17 protein-coding genes are annotated in these 17,107 nt (G+C 71.2%); 15 read left to right on the top strand and 2 right to left on the bottom strand.

The genetic code is table 11. From position 1 onward, the window contains the following. Positions 1 to 2 precede the first annotated feature (2 nt). Positions 3 to 947: an aldo/keto reductase gene (locus ACZ6QQ_RS32925; protein WP_465881589.1), complete on the bottom strand. Its 945-nt coding sequence runs from the start codon at positions 945 to 947 to the stop codon at positions 3 to 5. Between the two features lie 161 nt (positions 948 to 1,108). Here ACZ6QQ_RS32925 and ACZ6QQ_RS32920 point away from each other — a divergent pair, with 161 nt between their 5' ends. Together ACZ6QQ_RS32920 and ACZ6QQ_RS32915 are read left to right on the top strand one after the other, a co-directional pair. Next, positions 1,109 to 1,189, top strand: coding sequence for a putative leader peptide (locus ACZ6QQ_RS32920; RefSeq protein ID WP_442932474.1), 81 nt, complete (start codon positions 1,109 to 1,111; stop codon positions 1,187 to 1,189). A 119-nt stretch (positions 1,190 to 1,308) separates the two neighbouring features. Beyond that, positions 1,309 to 3,762, top strand: a complete 2,454-nt coding sequence (locus ACZ6QQ_RS32915; RefSeq protein WP_465881588.1) for a M14 family zinc carboxypeptidase — start codon at positions 1,309 to 1,311, stop codon at positions 3,760 to 3,762. A gap of 99 nt (positions 3,763 to 3,861) precedes the next feature. Here the strand turns inward: ACZ6QQ_RS32915 and ACZ6QQ_RS32910 are convergent, their stop codons facing one another. Next, positions 3,862 to 4,782, bottom strand: coding sequence for a glutathione S-transferase C-terminal domain-containing protein (locus ACZ6QQ_RS32910; protein ID WP_465881587.1), 921 nt, complete (start codon positions 4,780 to 4,782; stop codon positions 3,862 to 3,864). 338 nt (positions 4,783 to 5,120) lie between these two features. Between ACZ6QQ_RS32910 and ACZ6QQ_RS32905 the strand changes: the two genes are divergently transcribed. The 13 genes from ACZ6QQ_RS32905 (at position 5,121) to ACZ6QQ_RS32845 (ending at position 17,010) form a co-directional block, all read left to right on the top strand. Then, positions 5,121 to 6,431 carry a M20/M25/M40 family metallo-hydrolase gene (locus tag ACZ6QQ_RS32905; protein ID WP_465881585.1) on the top strand — a complete coding sequence of 437 codons (1,311 nt, stop codon included), beginning with the start codon at positions 5,121 to 5,123 and terminating at the stop codon, positions 6,429 to 6,431. Between the two features lie 252 nt (positions 6,432 to 6,683). Beyond that, positions 6,684 to 6,806, top strand: a complete 123-nt coding sequence (locus ACZ6QQ_RS32900; protein ID WP_465881584.1) for a putative leader peptide — start codon at positions 6,684 to 6,686, stop codon at positions 6,804 to 6,806. A gap of 111 nt (positions 6,807 to 6,917) precedes the next feature. Further along, positions 6,918 to 8,123 carry an LLM class flavin-dependent oxidoreductase gene (locus ACZ6QQ_RS32895; protein WP_465881582.1) on the top strand — a complete coding sequence of 402 codons (1,206 nt, stop codon included), beginning with the start codon at positions 6,918 to 6,920 and terminating at the stop codon, positions 8,121 to 8,123. A 36-nt stretch (positions 8,124 to 8,159) separates the two neighbouring features. Further along, positions 8,160 to 9,536: an NtaA/DmoA family FMN-dependent monooxygenase gene (locus ACZ6QQ_RS32890; RefSeq protein ID WP_465881581.1), complete on the top strand. Its 1,377-nt coding sequence runs from the start codon at positions 8,160 to 8,162 to the stop codon at positions 9,534 to 9,536. Positions 9,537 to 9,659: 123 nt separating this feature from the next. Next, the gene (locus ACZ6QQ_RS32885) at positions 9,660 to 10,802 is read left to right on the top strand and encodes an LLM class flavin-dependent oxidoreductase (protein ID WP_465881580.1); all 1,143 of its coding nucleotides are present in this window, start codon (positions 9,660 to 9,662) and stop codon (positions 10,800 to 10,802) included. 27 nt (positions 10,803 to 10,829) lie between these two features. Next, positions 10,830 to 11,027, top strand: a complete 198-nt coding sequence (locus ACZ6QQ_RS32880; protein ID WP_465881578.1) for a hypothetical protein — start codon at positions 10,830 to 10,832, stop codon at positions 11,025 to 11,027. 127 nt (positions 11,028 to 11,154) lie between these two features. Beyond that, entirely contained in the window at positions 11,155 to 12,225 is a 1,071-nt protein-coding gene (locus ACZ6QQ_RS32875; RefSeq protein WP_465881612.1) for an ABC transporter substrate-binding protein, read from the top strand. Then, on the top strand, positions 12,222 to 13,028 hold the full coding sequence (locus tag ACZ6QQ_RS32870; RefSeq protein WP_465881577.1) for an ABC transporter ATP-binding protein: 807 nt from the start codon (positions 12,222 to 12,224) through the stop codon (positions 13,026 to 13,028). Before ACZ6QQ_RS32875 ends, ACZ6QQ_RS32870 begins: the two co-directional genes overlap by 4 nt. Continuing rightward, positions 13,018 to 13,899, top strand: a complete 882-nt coding sequence (locus ACZ6QQ_RS32865) for an ABC transporter permease (protein WP_465881576.1) — start codon at positions 13,018 to 13,020, stop codon at positions 13,897 to 13,899. Before ACZ6QQ_RS32870 ends, ACZ6QQ_RS32865 begins: the two co-directional genes overlap by 11 nt. Positions 13,900 to 13,945: 46 nt before the next feature. Further along, entirely contained in the window at positions 13,946 to 14,449 is a 504-nt protein-coding gene (locus ACZ6QQ_RS32860; protein ID WP_465881575.1) for an RrF2 family transcriptional regulator, read from the top strand. After that, positions 14,344 to 15,231: a sulfite exporter TauE/SafE family protein gene (locus tag ACZ6QQ_RS32855; RefSeq protein ID WP_465881573.1), complete on the top strand. Its 888-nt coding sequence runs from the start codon at positions 14,344 to 14,346 to the stop codon at positions 15,229 to 15,231. The genes ACZ6QQ_RS32860 and ACZ6QQ_RS32855 overlap by 106 nt, the downstream gene beginning before the upstream one ends. Positions 15,232 to 15,640: 409 nt before the next feature. Continuing rightward, positions 15,641 to 15,799 (top strand): hypothetical protein, encoded by a 159-nt coding sequence (locus ACZ6QQ_RS32850; RefSeq protein ID WP_465881571.1) that lies wholly within the window; start codon positions 15,641 to 15,643, stop codon positions 15,797 to 15,799. Beyond that, a complete protein-coding gene (locus ACZ6QQ_RS32845; protein WP_465881570.1) occupies positions 15,799 to 17,010 on the top strand; it encodes a YeiH family protein in 1,212 nt (403 codons plus the stop codon). The genes ACZ6QQ_RS32850 and ACZ6QQ_RS32845 overlap by 1 nt, the downstream gene beginning before the upstream one ends. Positions 17,011 to 17,107 lie beyond the last annotated feature (97 nt).

Genomic DNA, 17,107 nt, shown 5'->3' with positions numbered 1-17,107 from the left:
GGCTACCAGTCGAGGGGCTGGGCGGCGAGCCGCTCGTCGTACCAGCCCCGGATCGCGCGGAACGTCTCCACCGGCAGGGGTTCGGCGGCGGCGGCGATGCTGCTGTGCAGCTGGGCCAGGGACTTGGTGCCGGGGATGACGGTCGAGACCGCGTCGTAGCCGAGCAGGAAGCGCAGCGCCCCGTCGAGCAGGCCCACGCCGTCGGGCAGCAGGGCCCGGAACTCGTCCACCAGGCCCGCGCGTTGCACCACGTCGGCGCGGGTCCACCGGTCGCGTACGTCGGTGAAGACGCTGTCCGCGTCGTACCTGCCGGCCAGCCAGCCGGACTCCAGTGGCACCTTGACCAGGGTCCCGACGCCGCCGTCCCGGGCCCGGCCCATCGCCTGCCACGGCTCCTGGTAGAGGGCGGATGCCCGCACCTCAAGCGCGTCCGAGGCACTGGTGGTGAGCACGGTGTCGATGTCGGCGCCCCAGTCGACCGACGCGCCGTACGCGCGGATCGTGCCCTTGTCCTTGAGCTGTTGCAGGACCTGGTAGTGCTCGCCCCGGGTGCCGTCGAGAATCTCCGGTGGCGGGTTGTGCAGGACGACGATGTCGACGTGGTCGACGTTCATCCGGCGGGCACTGCTCTCGATCGACGCCTCGACGGCGTCGGGTGTCCAGTTCGGGCTGCCGTCGGGGTGGTATCCGACCTTGGTACAGATGATCACCTCGTCGCGGCGCCGGCCGGTCAGCGCCCGGCCGATGTTCGACTCACTGTCCCCATTGGCGTAACCGGGTGCGGTGTCGATGAGGTTGACACCGGCGTCGAGCGCGGCGTGCACGATCCGGACCGCCTCCGCCGGGTCCGGTCCGTCGGGCCACTGCGCCGAGCGCCCGAGCTGCCACGCACCGAGCCCGATCGCGCTGACCCGTAGGCCGGTCGAGCCGAACGTCCTGATCTGCATCGCCGAGACCCCCCTGTCACCGACCGCCGGACGGCGGTGCCGACAGCGTATCGACGGCTGCCTCCGCCTGCCGTCCCGTTCGGGTCCGGTTCGTCACGTACTGATCAACGGATGCGCACATCTGGTTGACAGGTGATCATGAGTCAACGAAGATCTAGTACGTGCGAAGCGCCTATCTGACCAAGCGAGGTCACATCGACCTCCTGCGTGTCGCCAGCGCCGCCTGTCGACGCTCCATCTGACGCCGGGCTCCTCCTTCCTCGCACGCTGCTGACGTTTCTCCACTCCCACGGGTCTCCGGCCCCGCGGTGGCGTCTGTCCGCGCGCATAGTCCTATATCCCGACAGGAGATCCCCCTTTCATGGGTAGAAAGCTCTCCAGGATCGCCGCGGCATCGGTTGCCGCCTCGCTCCTGGGCACCATGGTGTGGGCGGCACCGGTGAACGCGTCCGCGCTGCCGTCCGTGCCGCCGTCCGGCATCGACTTCTGGGGCATCAAGGGCTACCCCGCCCGTAACGTGCTGCCGGTCTGGGCGGACAACCCGAACGACGCCTCCATCCCGATCGGGGTCACCCCGTACGACGAGATCGCCCCGAAGCTCAACGCTCTCCAGGCGAACACCGACCGGGTCTCGGCGCGGGTCGCCGGTAAGTCCTCCGGCGGCTACGACCTGTACGCGGTGACGGTGACCGCACCCGAGACCCAGGACGAGGCGCGGCGGCAGGAGAACTGGCGGCGCCTGATCGAGGACCACCCGGAGACCGCGCAGCAGGACCGGCGCCTCCTGGCGGACTACAAGACCCCGCTGTTCGTCAACGCGAACATCCACGGCAACGAGTGGGAGGGCACCGACGCGGCCCTGCGGGTGATCGAGGAGTTCGCGACCAGCACCGATCCCCAGGTCGCGCAGCTGCTCAAGCGCAACCGGCTGGTCTTCAACGTCACCTCCAACCCGGACGGTCGGGTGGCCGGCACCCGGCAGAACGCGGCGGGCTACGACCTCAACCGCGACCTGACCATCGTGTCGCAGCCGGAGACCAACCTGATCCGCGAGCTGATCGTCGACACCCGGCCGATCATCACGCTCGACCTGCACGGCTACGTCAACCCGACGCTGCTGCACCCGAGCACCCCGCCGCACAACGTCAACAACGAGTACGACCTCTACATCAAGCACGGCCTGCCGAACGCGCTCGCGATCGAGCAGGGCCTCAAGGCCCTGGGCTACCCCGAGACGCAGCAGGCGCGAATCCCGTTCCGGGACGACGACCCCGGTGTCTGGGACGACTTCCCGCCGATCTACGTGCCGTCCTTCGCGATGCTGCAGAGCAGCATCCCGTACACGATCGAGGCTCCGCTCAACCCGCGCGGCAACCTGACCCCGGCGGAGAAGGCACGCCGCTCGGCGATCAACACCGACGTGCACGAGGTGGCGATCAAGACCTCGCTGCAGTACATCCAGGACCACCGGGCCGAGGTGCTGTTCGACCAGGCCGAGGGGTACCGGCGCGGCTGGGCCGGTGAGCCGCAGCGGGACCTCCCGGACGGCTACGTGCCGGGCTGGGGTCCGGAGGACAACTACCACACCACCTTCCCCCGCTCGTACGTCATCCCGAGCGGCGCCGGTCAGCACTCCGCGCCGGCCGCGGCCCGTCTCGTCGACCTGCTGATCGGCAGCGGCGGCCGGGTGTGGCGGGCGCAGGAGAACTTCACCGCCAACGGCAGGACCTACCCCGCCGGCTCGTACGTGATCGACATGCACCAGCCCAAGCGTGGCCTGGTCAACTCCCTGCTCGAACCCGGTGCCGACATCACCGATCGGGTGGACGACCTCTACGCCGGCCCGGCCGCCTGGAGCCAGGGACTGACCTGGGGAGCGACCGTCGACACCCTGTGGGACCAACTGCCGGCGGTGAGCCTTAAGCGGGCCTACGACGGCAAGGCCGAGAGTTCCGTCCCGGGCGGCACCCCCGACCTGCGGCTGAACCTCCAGGACGCCGCCGACCTGCTCGCGGTCAACGCGTTGCTGGACCAGGGCGTCCAGGTCTACCGGCTGGCCGACGGATCGGTCGCCATCCCGCACACGACCACCAACCGCCGGCTCGCCCACGCCGAGGCCCGTAAGCACGACGTCGCCTTCGAGGCCGCTCCGGCGGGTTGGCAGGGGACCCTGCTGAACAAGGTCGTCGTCGGTTACCTGGGCACGGTCGAGGAGCGCGACACGCTGCGGGACCTCGGCTTCGAGGCGCGTACGGTCACCGCCGCGACGCTGGCCACGACCCTGACCGCCGACGTCGACGTGCTGCTCGTCGGCGGCAACCTCAACGTGGCGAACCTGACGGCGGAGAACCGGGCCGCGCTGAACGCCTTCCTCGCCCGAGGCGGTGGTGTCATCGGTCTGGACACCGCCGGGGCGAGCTTCAGCAACGCCGCCGGGCTGCTGAGCGTCACCGCCACCGCCGGCGCCTCGCTGGCCAGCGGTGTGGTCAACATCGTCAACAGCCAGGGGCCGGTCACCTCGGGGGCGATCCCGCACTCGTTCATCAACCAGCCGGTCTGGTTCACCAACCTCGGCGCCGGGGTGACGGTGGAGCAGTCCTACACCGCCGACCCGCTGCTCTCCGGCTGGTGGGCGGCGAACGCGGCCGGCACCAACGGTCCGGCGGCGGCGGCCAACCAGGCCAGCATCGTCCGGGGTGTCACGGCCGCCGGCAACGGCGTCGTGCTCTTCGGTACGGACCCCACGTACCGCACCCACCCGAAGGGGCTGCAGTCGCAGCTCGGCCGGGCCGTGCTCTGGGCCGCCCAGCGGTAGTCGCGCCGGACGCGTACCTGGACGAGTGACAGCGGACGGGCCCGGATGTCGGTGGACATCCGGGCCCGTCCCGCCGTGTCGGCCCGACCGGGGCCGACGTCACGCCACGGTGCGGATGGCCGGGGTGTGCCAGTCGGGGATCCGCGCGCCCGGCGCGGTGAACGACGTGAAGTCGGTGGTTCTCCGGAACGCGGGCCGGCGGTAGAGGTCCCGCGCGTACGCCCACAGGTGCGGGAACTCGTGCAGGCCGGGGTTGATGGCACGGTGGGCGTTGGGGCCGACGTCGTAGCGGACCAGGGTCACCCAGAGCCGGATGTCGGCCTCGGTGACGGTCGGACCGACCAGGTACCGGCGCACCGCCAACCGCTCGTCGAGCACGGCGAACGCGTCGAGCAGCGCGCTGCGGGCCCGCGAGCCGTCCGGGCCCGGCCGGGCGGCGGCACCGGCGCCGTGGTTGACGGCCGGGTTGAGCCACTCGTCGAGTTCCTCGATCTCGTCCCGGTGGCGTTCCGGGTAGGTGTCGACGAGCCGGGTGGCGAGGTGCCCGAATCCGGTGGCGAGGTCGATTCCGATCGTCTTGAAGTTGTTGCTCACCACGGCGGCGGTGGCCCGGTCCCAGAGCGTCGGCACCGAGACGTGGCCGTCGAAGTTTTCCTCGGTCGCCTCGTACGCCTCGCGGAGCAGGGTGAATCCGTTCACCGGGTCGGGCCCGTACCGCTCGCGGAAGGCCCAGCCGCGACCGTCCCGGGCGTTGTCGACGTAGGAGACGCCGACGATGTTCTCCAGCCCGGCGAGGGCGCGGGTGATGGTCACCCGTTGCGACCAGGGGCAGAACCATCCGGCGTAGACGTGGTAGCGGTCGGCGCGCGGGGTGAAGCCGTCGGGGCTCTGCTCGCTGATGCGTCCGGCGAACCGGTAGAGCGGTCGGGGGTCGTCGGGTCGGCGGACGATCCGGTATTCACCGTGGGTGTCGGGGTCGGCGGGACTGGCCAGGCGCCGCAAGGGTGACAGTCCGGGCATGGGGTACCTCCGGGAGGGCAATGTTCGGGCTTCCGGTCGAAGCGGCGACAGCGTCGAGATCGGCAGGTGGGTTTCGGTCAGCGGCGCTCCGGGCGCCGGCTGATGTGCGTGCGTGCCACCGGTTCACACCTCCACCCCCGGGGTTATTCCTATTATTCCTATAGCGTTAGAGGGCTTATGGCAACGAGCGTGGGGTGGATTCACGGTGCGGGTGCGACGGTGGAGGATGGGCGGGTCCGGGACGCAGATGGTGATCGAGGTGGAGCGTTGAGCAGCTGGTGTCCGCCCCGGGTCCGCCGGCTCCACGCCGTCGGGTCGGGGTTCCCCGAGGTCGCCGCGTGAGCGCCCCGCCGGTCGACGCCGAGGTGGTGACGCTGGCCAGCGAGTTGATCGCGATCGACACCAGCAACACCGGCGACCCGACCGTACGGGGCAACGAGCGGGCCGCCGCCGAGTACGTGGCCGCCAAGCTGGCCGAGGTCGGGTACGAACCCGTCTACGTCGAGTCCGGCGCCCCCGGCCGGGGCAACGTCGTCGTCCGGCTGCCCGGAGCGGATCCGAGCCGGGGGGCGCTGCTGGTGCACGGCCACCTCGACGTCGTACCGGCCGACGCGCGGGAGTGGTCGGTGCACCCGTTCTCCGGCGAGGTCCGCGACGGCTACGTCTGGGGGCGCGGGGCGGTCGACATGAAGGGCATGGTCGCGATGACCCTGGCCGTCGCCCGGTCCTTCAAGCGCACCGGTGTGGTGCCGCCCCGGGACATCGTCTTCGCCTTCCTCGCCGACGAGGAGGCGGGCGGTTTCTACGGCGCCCGGTGGCTGGTGGAGCACCGCCCGGAGCTGTTCGAGGGCGTGACCGAGGCGATCAGCGAGGTCGGCGGCTTCTCGGTCACCTTCGGCGACGGCGTACGGGCCTATCTGGTGGAGACGGCGGAGAAGGGCGTCGTGTGGCTGCGGCTGAAGGTGCGGGGCACGGCCGGGCACGGCTCGATGCTGCACACCGACAACGCGGTGGCGAAACTCGCCGCGGCGGTCACCCGCCTGGACCGGCACCGGTTCCCGTTGGTTCTCAGCGACCCGGTGCGCGAGCTGCTGACCGGGGTCGCGGAGATCACCGGCGTGCCGTTCGACGAGGACGATCCGGAGACCGCGGTCGCCCGGCTGGGCAACCTCGCCCGGATGATCGGCGCGACGCTGCGGGACACCGCCAACGTCACCATGTTCGACGCCGGTTACAAGGCCAACGTCGTACCGTCGCAGGCGCGGGCGACGGTGGACGGACGGGTGCTGCCCGGCCGGGAGCGGGCGTTCGAGGCCGAGATCGCCCGCATTCTCGGCCCCGACGTCGAGCGCGAGTGGGACAGTCTGCCCCCGGTGCAGACCATCTTCGACGGGACCCTGGTGGACGCCATGGTCTCCGCGATCGGGGTGGAGGATCCCGGTGCCCGGGTGCTGCCGTACATGCTCTCCGCGGGTACGGACGCGAAGTCGTTCCAGCTGCTGGGGATCCGCCACTTCGGGTTCGCACCGCTGCGGCTGCCACCGGAGCTCGACTTCTCGGCCCTCTTCCACGGCGTGGACGAGCGGGTACCGGTCGACGCGCTCACATTCGGCACCCGGGTACTGGACCGGTTCCTGCGCGACTGCTGACCGACGGGCGGGTCGGGCCGCCGGAGGGGACCGACCAGTACTTTCGCCACCGCAAAGCCCACTAAACCTGTAGGGATAGACATCTTCAGGTCGGCCGGAGTAGTCTCCGGAAAGGATCTAGTACCGGCGACCGGCCCCGACGTCGCGGCCGCCGACCCGACCCGTACCGCCGCCAAGCTCTCCTCGACGACCCGGCGCAACCGTGGTTTCCCGGACTCCGATCGACGCGCCAGACCCCCGGAGGTGACGACCATGCGCCCCCTCAGCCGCCGCCTCGTTGTCATCGCGTCGACACCGCGCCGTGCCGGTGTTGTCCTGGTCTCCCGGCGACACATCGACCTGCGCCGCGTTGCCGCCGCGCTCTGTCCCCGCTGACCTGACCCCAGTCCCCGCGCGACGGCACCCCGACCGGTCCCGCGCCGACGCCGGCCGTGACCCACCAGCCGGTCCGTGCCGCCCCATCCCAGCAGGAAGCGGAGCATCGTCATGCCCGATCCGGAAAACCCACTGCATCTCGCGGTCGCCCTCGACGGCGCCGGCTGGCACCCCGCCGCATGGCGCGAACCGGACGCCCGCCCGGCCGAACTGTTCACCCCGCGCTACTGGTTCGACCTGGTGCGCGAAGCCGAACGAGGGCTGCTGGACTTCGTCACCATCGAGGACTCGCTCGGTGTGCAGTCGTCGAGCCGTACCGAGCCGGACCGGCGCACCGACCAGGTACGGGGACGCCTCGACGCGGTGCTGGTCGCCGCCCGCGTCGCCCCGCTGACCCAGCACATCGGACTCGTGCCCACGGTCGTGGTCACCCACACCGAGCCCTTCCACATCGCCAAGGCCATCGCCACCCTGGACTACGTCTCCACCGGCCGCGCCGGGGTGCAGGTACGGGTATCGGCCCGGCCGGACGAGGCGGCGCACTTCGGCCGCCGCACCCTGCCCGCGATCCGCCTCGACGACCCGTCCACCCCGCAGGCGCGGGCACTGGTCGCGGACCTGTTCGCCGAGACCGCCGACTACGTCGAGGTGGTACGGCGTCTCTGGGACAGCTGGGAGGACGACGCGGAGATCCGCGACGCCGCCACCGGCCGCTTCATCGACCGGGACAAGCTGCACTACGTCGACTTCGAGGGACGCTGGTTCAGCGTCAAGGGCCCGTCCATCACCCCCCGGCCACCGCAGGGGCAACCCCCGGTCGCCGCGCTGGCGCACCAGAGCGTGCCGTACCGGCTCGTCGCCGGGTCCGCCGACATCGGTTACGTGACACCGCACGACACGGCGCAGGTGCGGGCGATCACCGACGAGATCCGTACCGCACAGGCCGCCGCCGGCCGGTCCGCCGAGACCGTGCACGTCCTCGGTGACCTGGTCGTCTTCCTCGACAACACCGCCCCGGCCGCTGACGCCCGCAAGGCACGCCTCGACGAACTCGACGGCAGCCCGTACGCCAGTGACGCCCCGGTGTTCGTCGGCACCCCGGCGCAGCTCGCGGACCTGTTGCAGGAGTGGCAGCGGGCCGGACTGAGCGGATTCCGCCTGCGTCCCGGGGCGGTGCCGCACGACCTGGAGCAGATCAGCCGGGCGCTCGTGCCCGAACTGCAGCGGCGGCAGGCGTTCCGGACCGGGTACGCCGCCGGCACCCTGCGTGAGCGGCTCGGCCTGCCGCGTCCCGCCAATCGTTACGCGGCCGTCTGACCATCGGCGCAGCGAACCGGAAGGACCGTCTCGACCATGAACAGACCGCTCAAGCAGGTCCACCTCGCCGCCCACTTTCCCGGTGTCAACAACACCACCGTGTGGAGTGACCCGCAGGCCGGCAGCCACATCGAGTTCAGCTCGTTCGCGCATCTCGCGCGCACGGCCGAGCGGGCGAAGTTCGACTTCCTGTTCCTGGCCGAGGGACTGCGGCTGCGCGAGCAGAACGGCCGGATCTACGACCTGGACGTGGTCGGCCGCCCGGACACCTTCACCGTGCTCGCCGCGCTCGCGGCGGTCACCGAGCACCTCGGCCTCGCCGGGACCATCAACTCCACCTTCAACGAGCCGTACGAGGTCGCGCGGCAGTTCGCCAGCCTCGACCACCTCTGCGCCGGTCGCTCCGCCTGGAACGTGGTCACCTCCTGGGACGCGTTCACCGGTGAGAACTTCCGCCGGGGCGGGTTCCTGGCGCAGGACCAGCGCTACCGGCGGGCGCGCGACTTCCTACAGACCGCCTGGGAACTCTTCGACTCCTGGCAGGGTGACGAGATCGTCGCGGACAAGGCCACCGGGGTCTTCCTCGGCGACCCCGACGCGGGTACGTTCGCGCACCGGGACCCGGACTTCGACATCTCCGGTCGGTTCAACGTGCCCCGGCCGCCGCAGGGCCGGCCGGTCATCCTCCAGGCCGGCGACTCGGAGCAGGGGCGGGAGTTCGCCGCCTCCTCCGCCGACGCGATCTTCAGCCGGTACGCCACCCTGGACGAGGGCCGGGCCTTCTACGCCGACGTCAAGGGCCGCCTCGCCCGCTACGGGCGCACCCCAAACGAACTGCTCATCCTGCCAGCGGCCACCTTCGTGCTCGGCGACACCGACGCGCAGGCCCGCGACATCGCCCACGAGGTACGGCTCCAGCAGGTCAGCGGTCAGACCGCGATCAAGTTCCTGGAGCAGCTCTGGAACCGTGACCTGTCCGGCTACGACCCGGACGGCCCGCTGCCCGACATCGACCCCGATCCGGGCGAGCACACCGTCGCCCGGGGACGGGCGAGCGTACGGATGTACCGCGACCCCGTCGCCGTGGCCCGGCAGTGGCGGGAGCGTGCCGAGGCCGAGCACCTCTCGATCCGAGAGCTGATCATCGAGGTCACCGGGCAGCAGACGTTCATCGGTGCCCCGGCGACCGTCGCGGCCGCCATCGACGAGTTGGTCCAGGCCGACGCCAGTGACGGGTTCATCCTGGTCCCGCACGTCACTCCGGGCGGGCTCGACGCGTTCGCCGACACGGTGGTGCCGCTGCTGCAGGAGCGAGGCGTGTTCCGTACCGAGTATCGGGGCGACACCCTCCGGGACCACCTGGGCCTGGGAGCCCCTCGCCGTACCGGTACGCCGGCCCGGTTGGCCCCGTGAGGTTCCCGCCGATCACGCTGATCGTGCACGCCCCGGTGCTGCGCCGGGGGATCCCGGACCCGCCATGGCCCTGGGCGCCGGTCGTGCCCGAGCCCGTTTCCGCCGTTCGAGAAGGGTGACGCCATGGTGGCCACTCCGTTGGCAGTGCTCGACCTGGTCCCGATCTCCTCGGGGTCGACCGCCTCGGCGGCCCTGCGCAACAGCATCGACCTCGCCCGCGAGACCGAGCGGTTCGGCTACGCCCGGTACTGGTTCGCGGAGCACCACCTCAATCCCGGCGTGGCCGGGACCTCACCGGCGGTGCTGGCGGCGTTCACCGCGGCGGCGACCTCGACCATCCGGATCGGTTCCGGCGCGGTGCTGCTGGGACACCGGACCGCGCTGGCGACGGTCGAGGAGTTCGGGCTGATCGACGCCCTCCACCCCGGACGGCTGGACCTTGGACTCGGTCGGTCCGGCGGACGCCCGTTCAACCCGCCCTCCGAACCGGCACTCGTCAGCGGCACCGGCACCGGCGTCGTCGACGGCCGGGCCCCGAACGGGTTGCTGATACCGCCGCCGTTCTCCTCCGCCCACCTGCTCGACTCGCCCCGGGTCGCCCTCCAGAAGGCACTGCTGCAACAGCCCGGTGCGCAGTCGCCGGACTACACCGAGCAGGTCGGGGACATCCTGCGGTTGCTGCGCGGGACGTACCGCTCCGCCGAGGGCGAGCCGGCCCACGTCGTACCGGGTGAGGGTGCGCGGGTGCAGGTGTGGGTCCTCGGCAGCAGTGGTGGCGAGAGCGCGAACGTGGCCGGTGCGAACGGGCTTCGTTTCGCCGCCAACTACCACGTCACCCCCGCCGCGGTCCTGGAGGCGGCCGAGGGCTACCGGGCCGCGTTCCGACCGTCCGAGGAACTGGACCGCCCCTACCTCAGCGTTTCGGCCGACGTGGTCGTCGCCGAGAACGAGGCCACCGCCCGCGAACTGGCCTCGGGCTACGGGCTCTGGGTCCGCAGCATCCGGACGGCGCAGGGGGCGATCCCGTTCCCGACCCCCGCGCAGGCCCGTGCCCACTCCTGGAGCGACGCCGACCGCGAGCTGGTGGCCGACCGGGTGGACACCCAGTTCGTCGGCACTCCCGGTCAGGTGGCCGATCAGCTGGAGCGGCTGCGCGACGCGACCGGTGCCGACGAGCTGGTCCTCACCACCATCACCCACGACCACGCCGACCGGGTGCGTTCCTACCGGTTGATCGCGCAGGAGTGGGAGCGCAGGCAACGCTGACCGGAAACCGGATCGAGGGGGTGAACGATGAGTCTGGAACAGGCTCTGGAAGCGCGTGAGCTGCGCCGGGACTTCTCGACCTTCCCGACGGGAGTGGTGGCGGTCGCCGCCCTCGCCGACGGGGCGCCGGTCGGCATCGTGGCGGGGAGCCGTCTTCCTCGACGGCGACGCCGAGATCTCTCCACTGTCTTTCACCACAGCCGATTCCGCCGACCCGAGCGGTGACGGACCGGGCGTCGACCGGGCGGGGTCGCTCGGATGACGCCGTCCGTACGAACGGGCACTTGACCTATGCGCTCGCGCAGTCCACTCTTCCTATCAATCAAGTAGGAATACTGCGGATTGGATGATGATGAGACGTCCCCCGTACGCCCGGACCGGCCGGCTGGCCGCCATCGCGGTCCTCACCACCGCGATGCTCGGTGCCACCGCCGCCTGCGGCGGTGACGACGGCGCGACCGGAGAGGGTGGCTCCTCCGGCCCGGTGACCCTGCGCCTCGGCTACTTCCCGAACATCACCCACGCCCCGGCCGTGGTGGGCGTGGAAAAGGGGATCTTCACCGAGAAGCTGGGCGCCGACGTCAAGCTGGAGACGTCGACCTTCAACGCCGGGCCGGCCGCGATCGAGGCGATCTTCTCCGGTGCTCTGGATGCCACGTACATCGGCCCGAACCCGACCGTGAACGCGCACTCGAAGTCCAAGGGCGAAGCCGTACGCGTGATCTCGGGCGCCGCCTCGGGCGGCGTGGCGCTGGTGGTCAAGGCCGGTATCAACTCGGCCGAGGACCTTCGTGGCAAGAAGATCGCCACCCCGCAGCTCGGCAACACCCAGGACGTGGCGATCCGGTTCTGGCTCAAGGAGAAGGGCCTGACCACCAACAAGGAGGGTGGCGGCGACGTCTCGATCGTGCCGCAGGAGAACGCGCAGACCGTCGAGACCTTCGGCAGCGGCGCCATCGACGGCGCCTGGGTGCCCGAGCCGTTCGTCTCCCGGCTGGTCAACGCGGGCGGCAAGGTGCTGATCGACGAGCGGGACCTGTGGCCGGACAAGAAGTTCGTCATCACCAACCTGATCGTCAGCACCAAGTTCGCCAAGGCCCACCCGGACGTGGTGAAGCGCCTGGTCGAGGGGCAGGTCGCGGCCAACGAGTTCGTCAACACCAAGCCGGACGAGGCCCAGCAGGCGATCTCCGAGCACATCGGCAAGATCACCGGTAAGCCGCTCGACCTCAAGCTGATCAAGCAGGCGTGGCCGACCCTCCAGTTCCTCAACGACCCGATCGAATCGTCGCTGAAGACCGGGCTGGACCACGCGGTCGCGGTCGGCCTCACCGAGCCGGTCGACCTCAAGGGGCTCTACGACCTGTCCTACCTCAACGAGGTGCTCAAGGCACAGGGCAAGGCCGAGGTCCCGCTGACATGACGTCCGTATCCACGGCACCGGACAGCGTGACCACCTCGGTCGCGCTGTCCGGCGTCAGCAAGGTCTACGGCCGGGGCGAGAACGCGGTCCTCGCGCTGGACCGGGTCTCCCTCGACGTCGCGCCGGGCGAGTTCGTCTGCCTCGTCGGCGCGTCCGGCTGCGGCAAGAGCACACTGCTCAACCTGGTCGCCGGGCTCGACCAGGTCAGCGCCGGCACGATCCGGGTCGCCGAGGGCGACGGGCCGGGGTCCTCGGGCCGGCGACCGTCGCCCGGCCTGATGTTCCAGGAGCCCGCGCTCTTCCCCTGGCTCACCGTGGCGGCCAACGTCGAGCTACCGCTCAAACTGCGCGGCCTGCCCCGGGCCACCCGTCGCGACCGGGTCGCCGAACTGCTGGACACCGTGCACCTGGGCGACTTCGGTCGACGGCGGCCGCACGAACTCTCCGGCGGGATGCGCCAGCGGGTCGCGCTGGCCCGTACGTTGGCGCTCGACACCCCGGTGCTGCTGATGGACGAACCCTTCGGCGCGCTCGACGCGATGACCCGTGACCTGCTCCACGACGAGCTGGAACGGATCTGGACCGAGCGTCGGCTGACCGTCCTGTTCGTCACCCACAACGTACGGGAGGCGGCCCGGCTCGCCGACCGGATCGTGCTGCTGTCCAGCCGACCGGGCCGGATCATCTACGAGACCCGGGTGACCACACCCCGCCCCCGCCGGATCGACTCCCCGGAGGTCGCGGCCATCGCCGCCGAGGTCACCGACCGACTGCGTACCGAGGTGGGCCGCCATGGCAAGTGACACCATCACCACCGGCCGGGGCGACGCGGAGACGCTCTCCGGCCTGGACGCGCTGGAGATCGCCTCCCGGCAGAAGGTCGCCGGTGGCGCCCGCGTGCTCTGGGCGGCGACCTGGCCCAAGCTCGCCGCCGTCGGGCTCGCCATCGGCATCTGGCAGGCGGTCGTCTGGACCGGTTGGAAGGACCCGTGGGCGCTACCCGGTCCGGTTTCCGTCTTCAGCGACCTCGGGCAGTACCTGACCACCTCGGCGTTCTGGCACGGGCTCGCCACCACGGCACGGCGGGCCGCGGTGGGCTTCCTCGCCGCCGTCGCGTTCGGACTCGTGCTCGGTCTCGCGGTGGCCCGGGGGCGCATTCTGCGAGCGGCGCTGGGCTCGATGATCACGGCATTGCAGACGATGCCGTCGATCGCCTGGTTCCCGCTGGCGATCCTGCTGTTCCAGCTCAGCGAGCAGGCGATCTTCTTCGTGGTGGTGCTCGGCGCCGCACCGTCCATCGCCAACGGCGTCATCCACGGCGTCGACTACGTTCCGCCGCTGCTGCTGCGGGCCGGGCGCAACATCGGTGCCAGGGGACTGAACCTCTACCGGTACGTGATCGCCCCGGCAGCGCTGCCGGCGATCGTCGCCGGACTCAAGCAGGGCTGGGCGTTCGCCTGGCGCAGCCTGATGGCCGGCGAGCTGCTCGTGGTGATCGCGACGAAAACCTCGATCGGCGCCCAACTCGTCTACGCCCGGGAACTCTCCGAGGCGGAGCGGCTGATCGCGATCATGATCGTGATCCTGGTGCTGGGCCTGCTCGTCGACGCCGCCTTCGGCGCGGCGGACCGGGCCATCCGCCGCCGCTGGGGCCTGCTGCGACCACGTCGTTGACCACCACGCTCCTGGAACCACCACGCTCCTGGGGAGGCAGCGGTACATGTACGTCTCAGCCCGCAGCGACTACGCGATCCGCGCCATGTTGGCCATCGCGGCGGGATCCCATCCCCGGCCGAACCCGGTCCATGCGGGTGACACCCACTCCGCCGCCGCTGGTGGTGCGACCAGCGGCGGCGGCGGGCCGGTCAAGGCCGCCACGCTCGCCACCGAGCAGGACATTCCGCTGAGCTTCCTGCACGGCATCCTGCACGACCTGCGCCGGGCCGGGCTGTTACTGAGCTACCGGGGAGTCGACGGCGGCTACCTGCTGGCCCGCCCGGCCGCCCAGATCAGCGTCGGGGACGTGCTGCGCGCCCTGAGCGGCTCGCTGACCACCGTACGCGGACTGCCGACCGAGGCCGCCGCCTACCACGGGGTGGCGACCGAACTCGGCAACGTGTGGCTCGCCGTACACCTCGCGATCGAGGCGGTGGTGGACCGGACGAGCCTGGCCGACCTGCTCGCGCCCCACCTGCACGCGCCCGAACCCGGCGCAGTCCACTGAACGGGTGGGAGGCGAGCGGCGCCGAACTCGGTCTCGCCGTCGTCCTCGGTGCGCTCGCGGCGGCCATCGGTACGCCGACCGGCGTCTCCGGCGGCCTGCTCCTGCTGCCGCTGCTACTGACCGTCTTCGGGCTGGGCGGCACCGTCGCCAGCGCCACCAACCTGTTGTTCAACATCGTGTCCACACCGGTCGGGATCGTCCGGCAGCGCCGGGTCGACGCCCAGTTGACCCGGCTGCTGGTCGGGTCGGCGGCGCCGGCCGCGGTGCTGGGCGCGTTCGCGAACGTCTTCCTGCTCGGTGACTCGGCGGCGTTCCGGGGCCTGGTAGCGGGGCTGCTCGGCGTGGTCGCGGTCAGCGTTCTCGTACCCCGTCCGCAGCCGTCCGGGACGGGTGCGCTGACCGGGGCGGGCCGCTGGGGGCTGGTCCTCGTGGGCGCCGCGAGCGGCCTGCTCGGCGGGTTCTACGGCCTGGGCGGCGCCGTCCTCGCCGCCCCCGCGACGCTGCTGCTCACCGGCTGGCCGGTGGTCCGGATATCGGGCGCCGCGCTGATCGCCACCTTCGTCGTCTCGGTCACCGGGCTGGCCACCTACGTCGGCCTCGACCTCGCCGGACACACGGCGGTGAACACTCCACACTGGCCGCTCGGGCTGGCCCTCGGCGCGGGCGGCCTCATCGGGGGCTACTGCGCGTCCCGGTACGCCGCCCTGGTGCCCGACCGGCTGCTCCGGACGGTCCTCGCCGTCATGGTCGGGTTGGGTGCGGTCCGCCTCGTTGTCGTGTGAGTTTCCCGGACATCGATCGGCACCCGGCCCACGTGCTCCGCGGTGCCCGGCGTCGGTTGCTCACCGCGAGGATCGACCAGATGGTGAACCGGGTCTTGCTATTCCTATCGGAAGGATAGGAATATGGGGCCGTGCTCATCGAGGTCCATCTCACCTCCCGCCGGGTCGTCGACCTGATGCGGGTCGCCTCGGAGCTCTGTCGCCGCCGCGATCCGGTCAACTCCTGACCGACGTCCGGTCCCGGCCGTAGCCGCCGGTGGTCCGACGGCTCACCGAGCCAGTCCCGCTGTGCACCCCGCGCCACACCCGCCCCGAGCGGTCCCTTCCGACCAGGGCCGGTGCGGGCCCGCAGCCGCCAGAACCCTCCGTCCCGGCTCCGCCGTGGAGCCGCCGTACCCCGAGGAAGACGATGAGCGACGAACAACAACCCCGTCCGGAGCCGACACCGGCCCCGACGGCCTCCGCCAGCCGGCTGGCCATCAACGAGGACTGGGCCGCGACCATCCTGGGACTGGTTCTGCTGGTCCTGGTCCTGGTCGGCGTGATCCCCACCGGGCTGGTGCCCTGATGACCGCCGACGCCACCCGGGCCCCGAGAGAGACTCGCGACACCGACACCGACACCGACACCGACACCGACACCGACACCGACACCGACACCGGGGCTGCGTCCGCGGCGGCCACGGCGGATTCGGGTACGCCGTCGACCAGGTTCTGGGCCTGGACGGCACTGGGACTGCTCGTGGTGATCGGCCTGGCCGCGCTGACCCGGTATCTCGAACAGAACGTGCCGGTCTTCTTCGAGGACACCGCGCTGGAGGACGTCGCCGGGGCGATCGAGTACCCCGTGTACGCGATCGCACTCGGCCTGCTCGGCAACGTACTCGTCACGCTGCTCGGGCTGCGGGACCGGATCTCCGCCGCGTTCCGTACCGAGTTCTTCATCAAGACCGGGCTGGTGCTGCTCGGTGCCTCGATCAACCTCTCCGTCATCGCCAGTGCCGCCGGCCCGGCGATCGCCCAGGCGATTCTGCTGATCAGCGGCGTCTTCCTGTTCACCTGGTGGCTGGCCGGCAGATTCGGGCTGGAGGACAAGCTGCGCGCGCTGCTCGCCTCGGCGGTGTCGATCTGCGGGGTCAGCGCGGCCATCGCCGCCGCGGGCGCGGTGCGGGCCCGGCGGGAACAACTCGCCTACACCGCGAGTCTGGTTATCCTCTTCGCGCTGCCGTCGATCTTCATCCTGCCCTGGCTCGCCGACGTGTTCGGGCTCTCCGACGCTGTCGCCGGTGCCTGGATCGGCGGCAACATCGACACCACCGCGGCGGTCACCGCCGCCGGTGCGCTCGCCGGTGAGGAGGCGCTCCAGATCGCCTCCATCGTCAAGGTCACCCAGAACGCGCTGATGGGTGTCGTCGCGGTGGCGCTCACCGCGTACTTCACCCTGCGGGTCGAGCGTCAGCCGGGGGCGGCCCGACCCGGCGTCGGGGAGCTGTGGCGGCGCTTTCCCAAGTTCGTACTCGGTTTTGTCGCCGCGTCGGTCATCGCCACCTGGTACCTCGACGGTGCCGGTGCGGACGGCAAGGCGGTCATCGGTGTGGTCAACGACCTGCGGGTCTGGTTCCTGATCCTGGCGTTCGTCAGCATCGGGCTGGAGTTCCGGGTCGCGTCGCTGCGGGAGGCGGGTTGGCGGCCGATCGCCGTCTTCGCCAGCGCCACCGTGTTCAACCTGCTGCTGGCACTGGGTCTGGCGTCCCTGCTGTTCCGCAACTTCAACGGCTGATCGAACCCGGTACCGGCTCGGCGACGGCGGGGGGGGGGGGGGGGGGGGGGGGGGGGGGGGGGGGGGGGGGGGGGGGGGGGGGGGGGGGGGGAAGGTG

It is taken from the genome of Micromonospora sp. NPDC049529, from assembly GCF_055586685.1.
The sequence above is the reverse complement of the archived record's forward strand: the minus strand, read 5'-3'. Positions and strand labels throughout refer to the sequence as shown.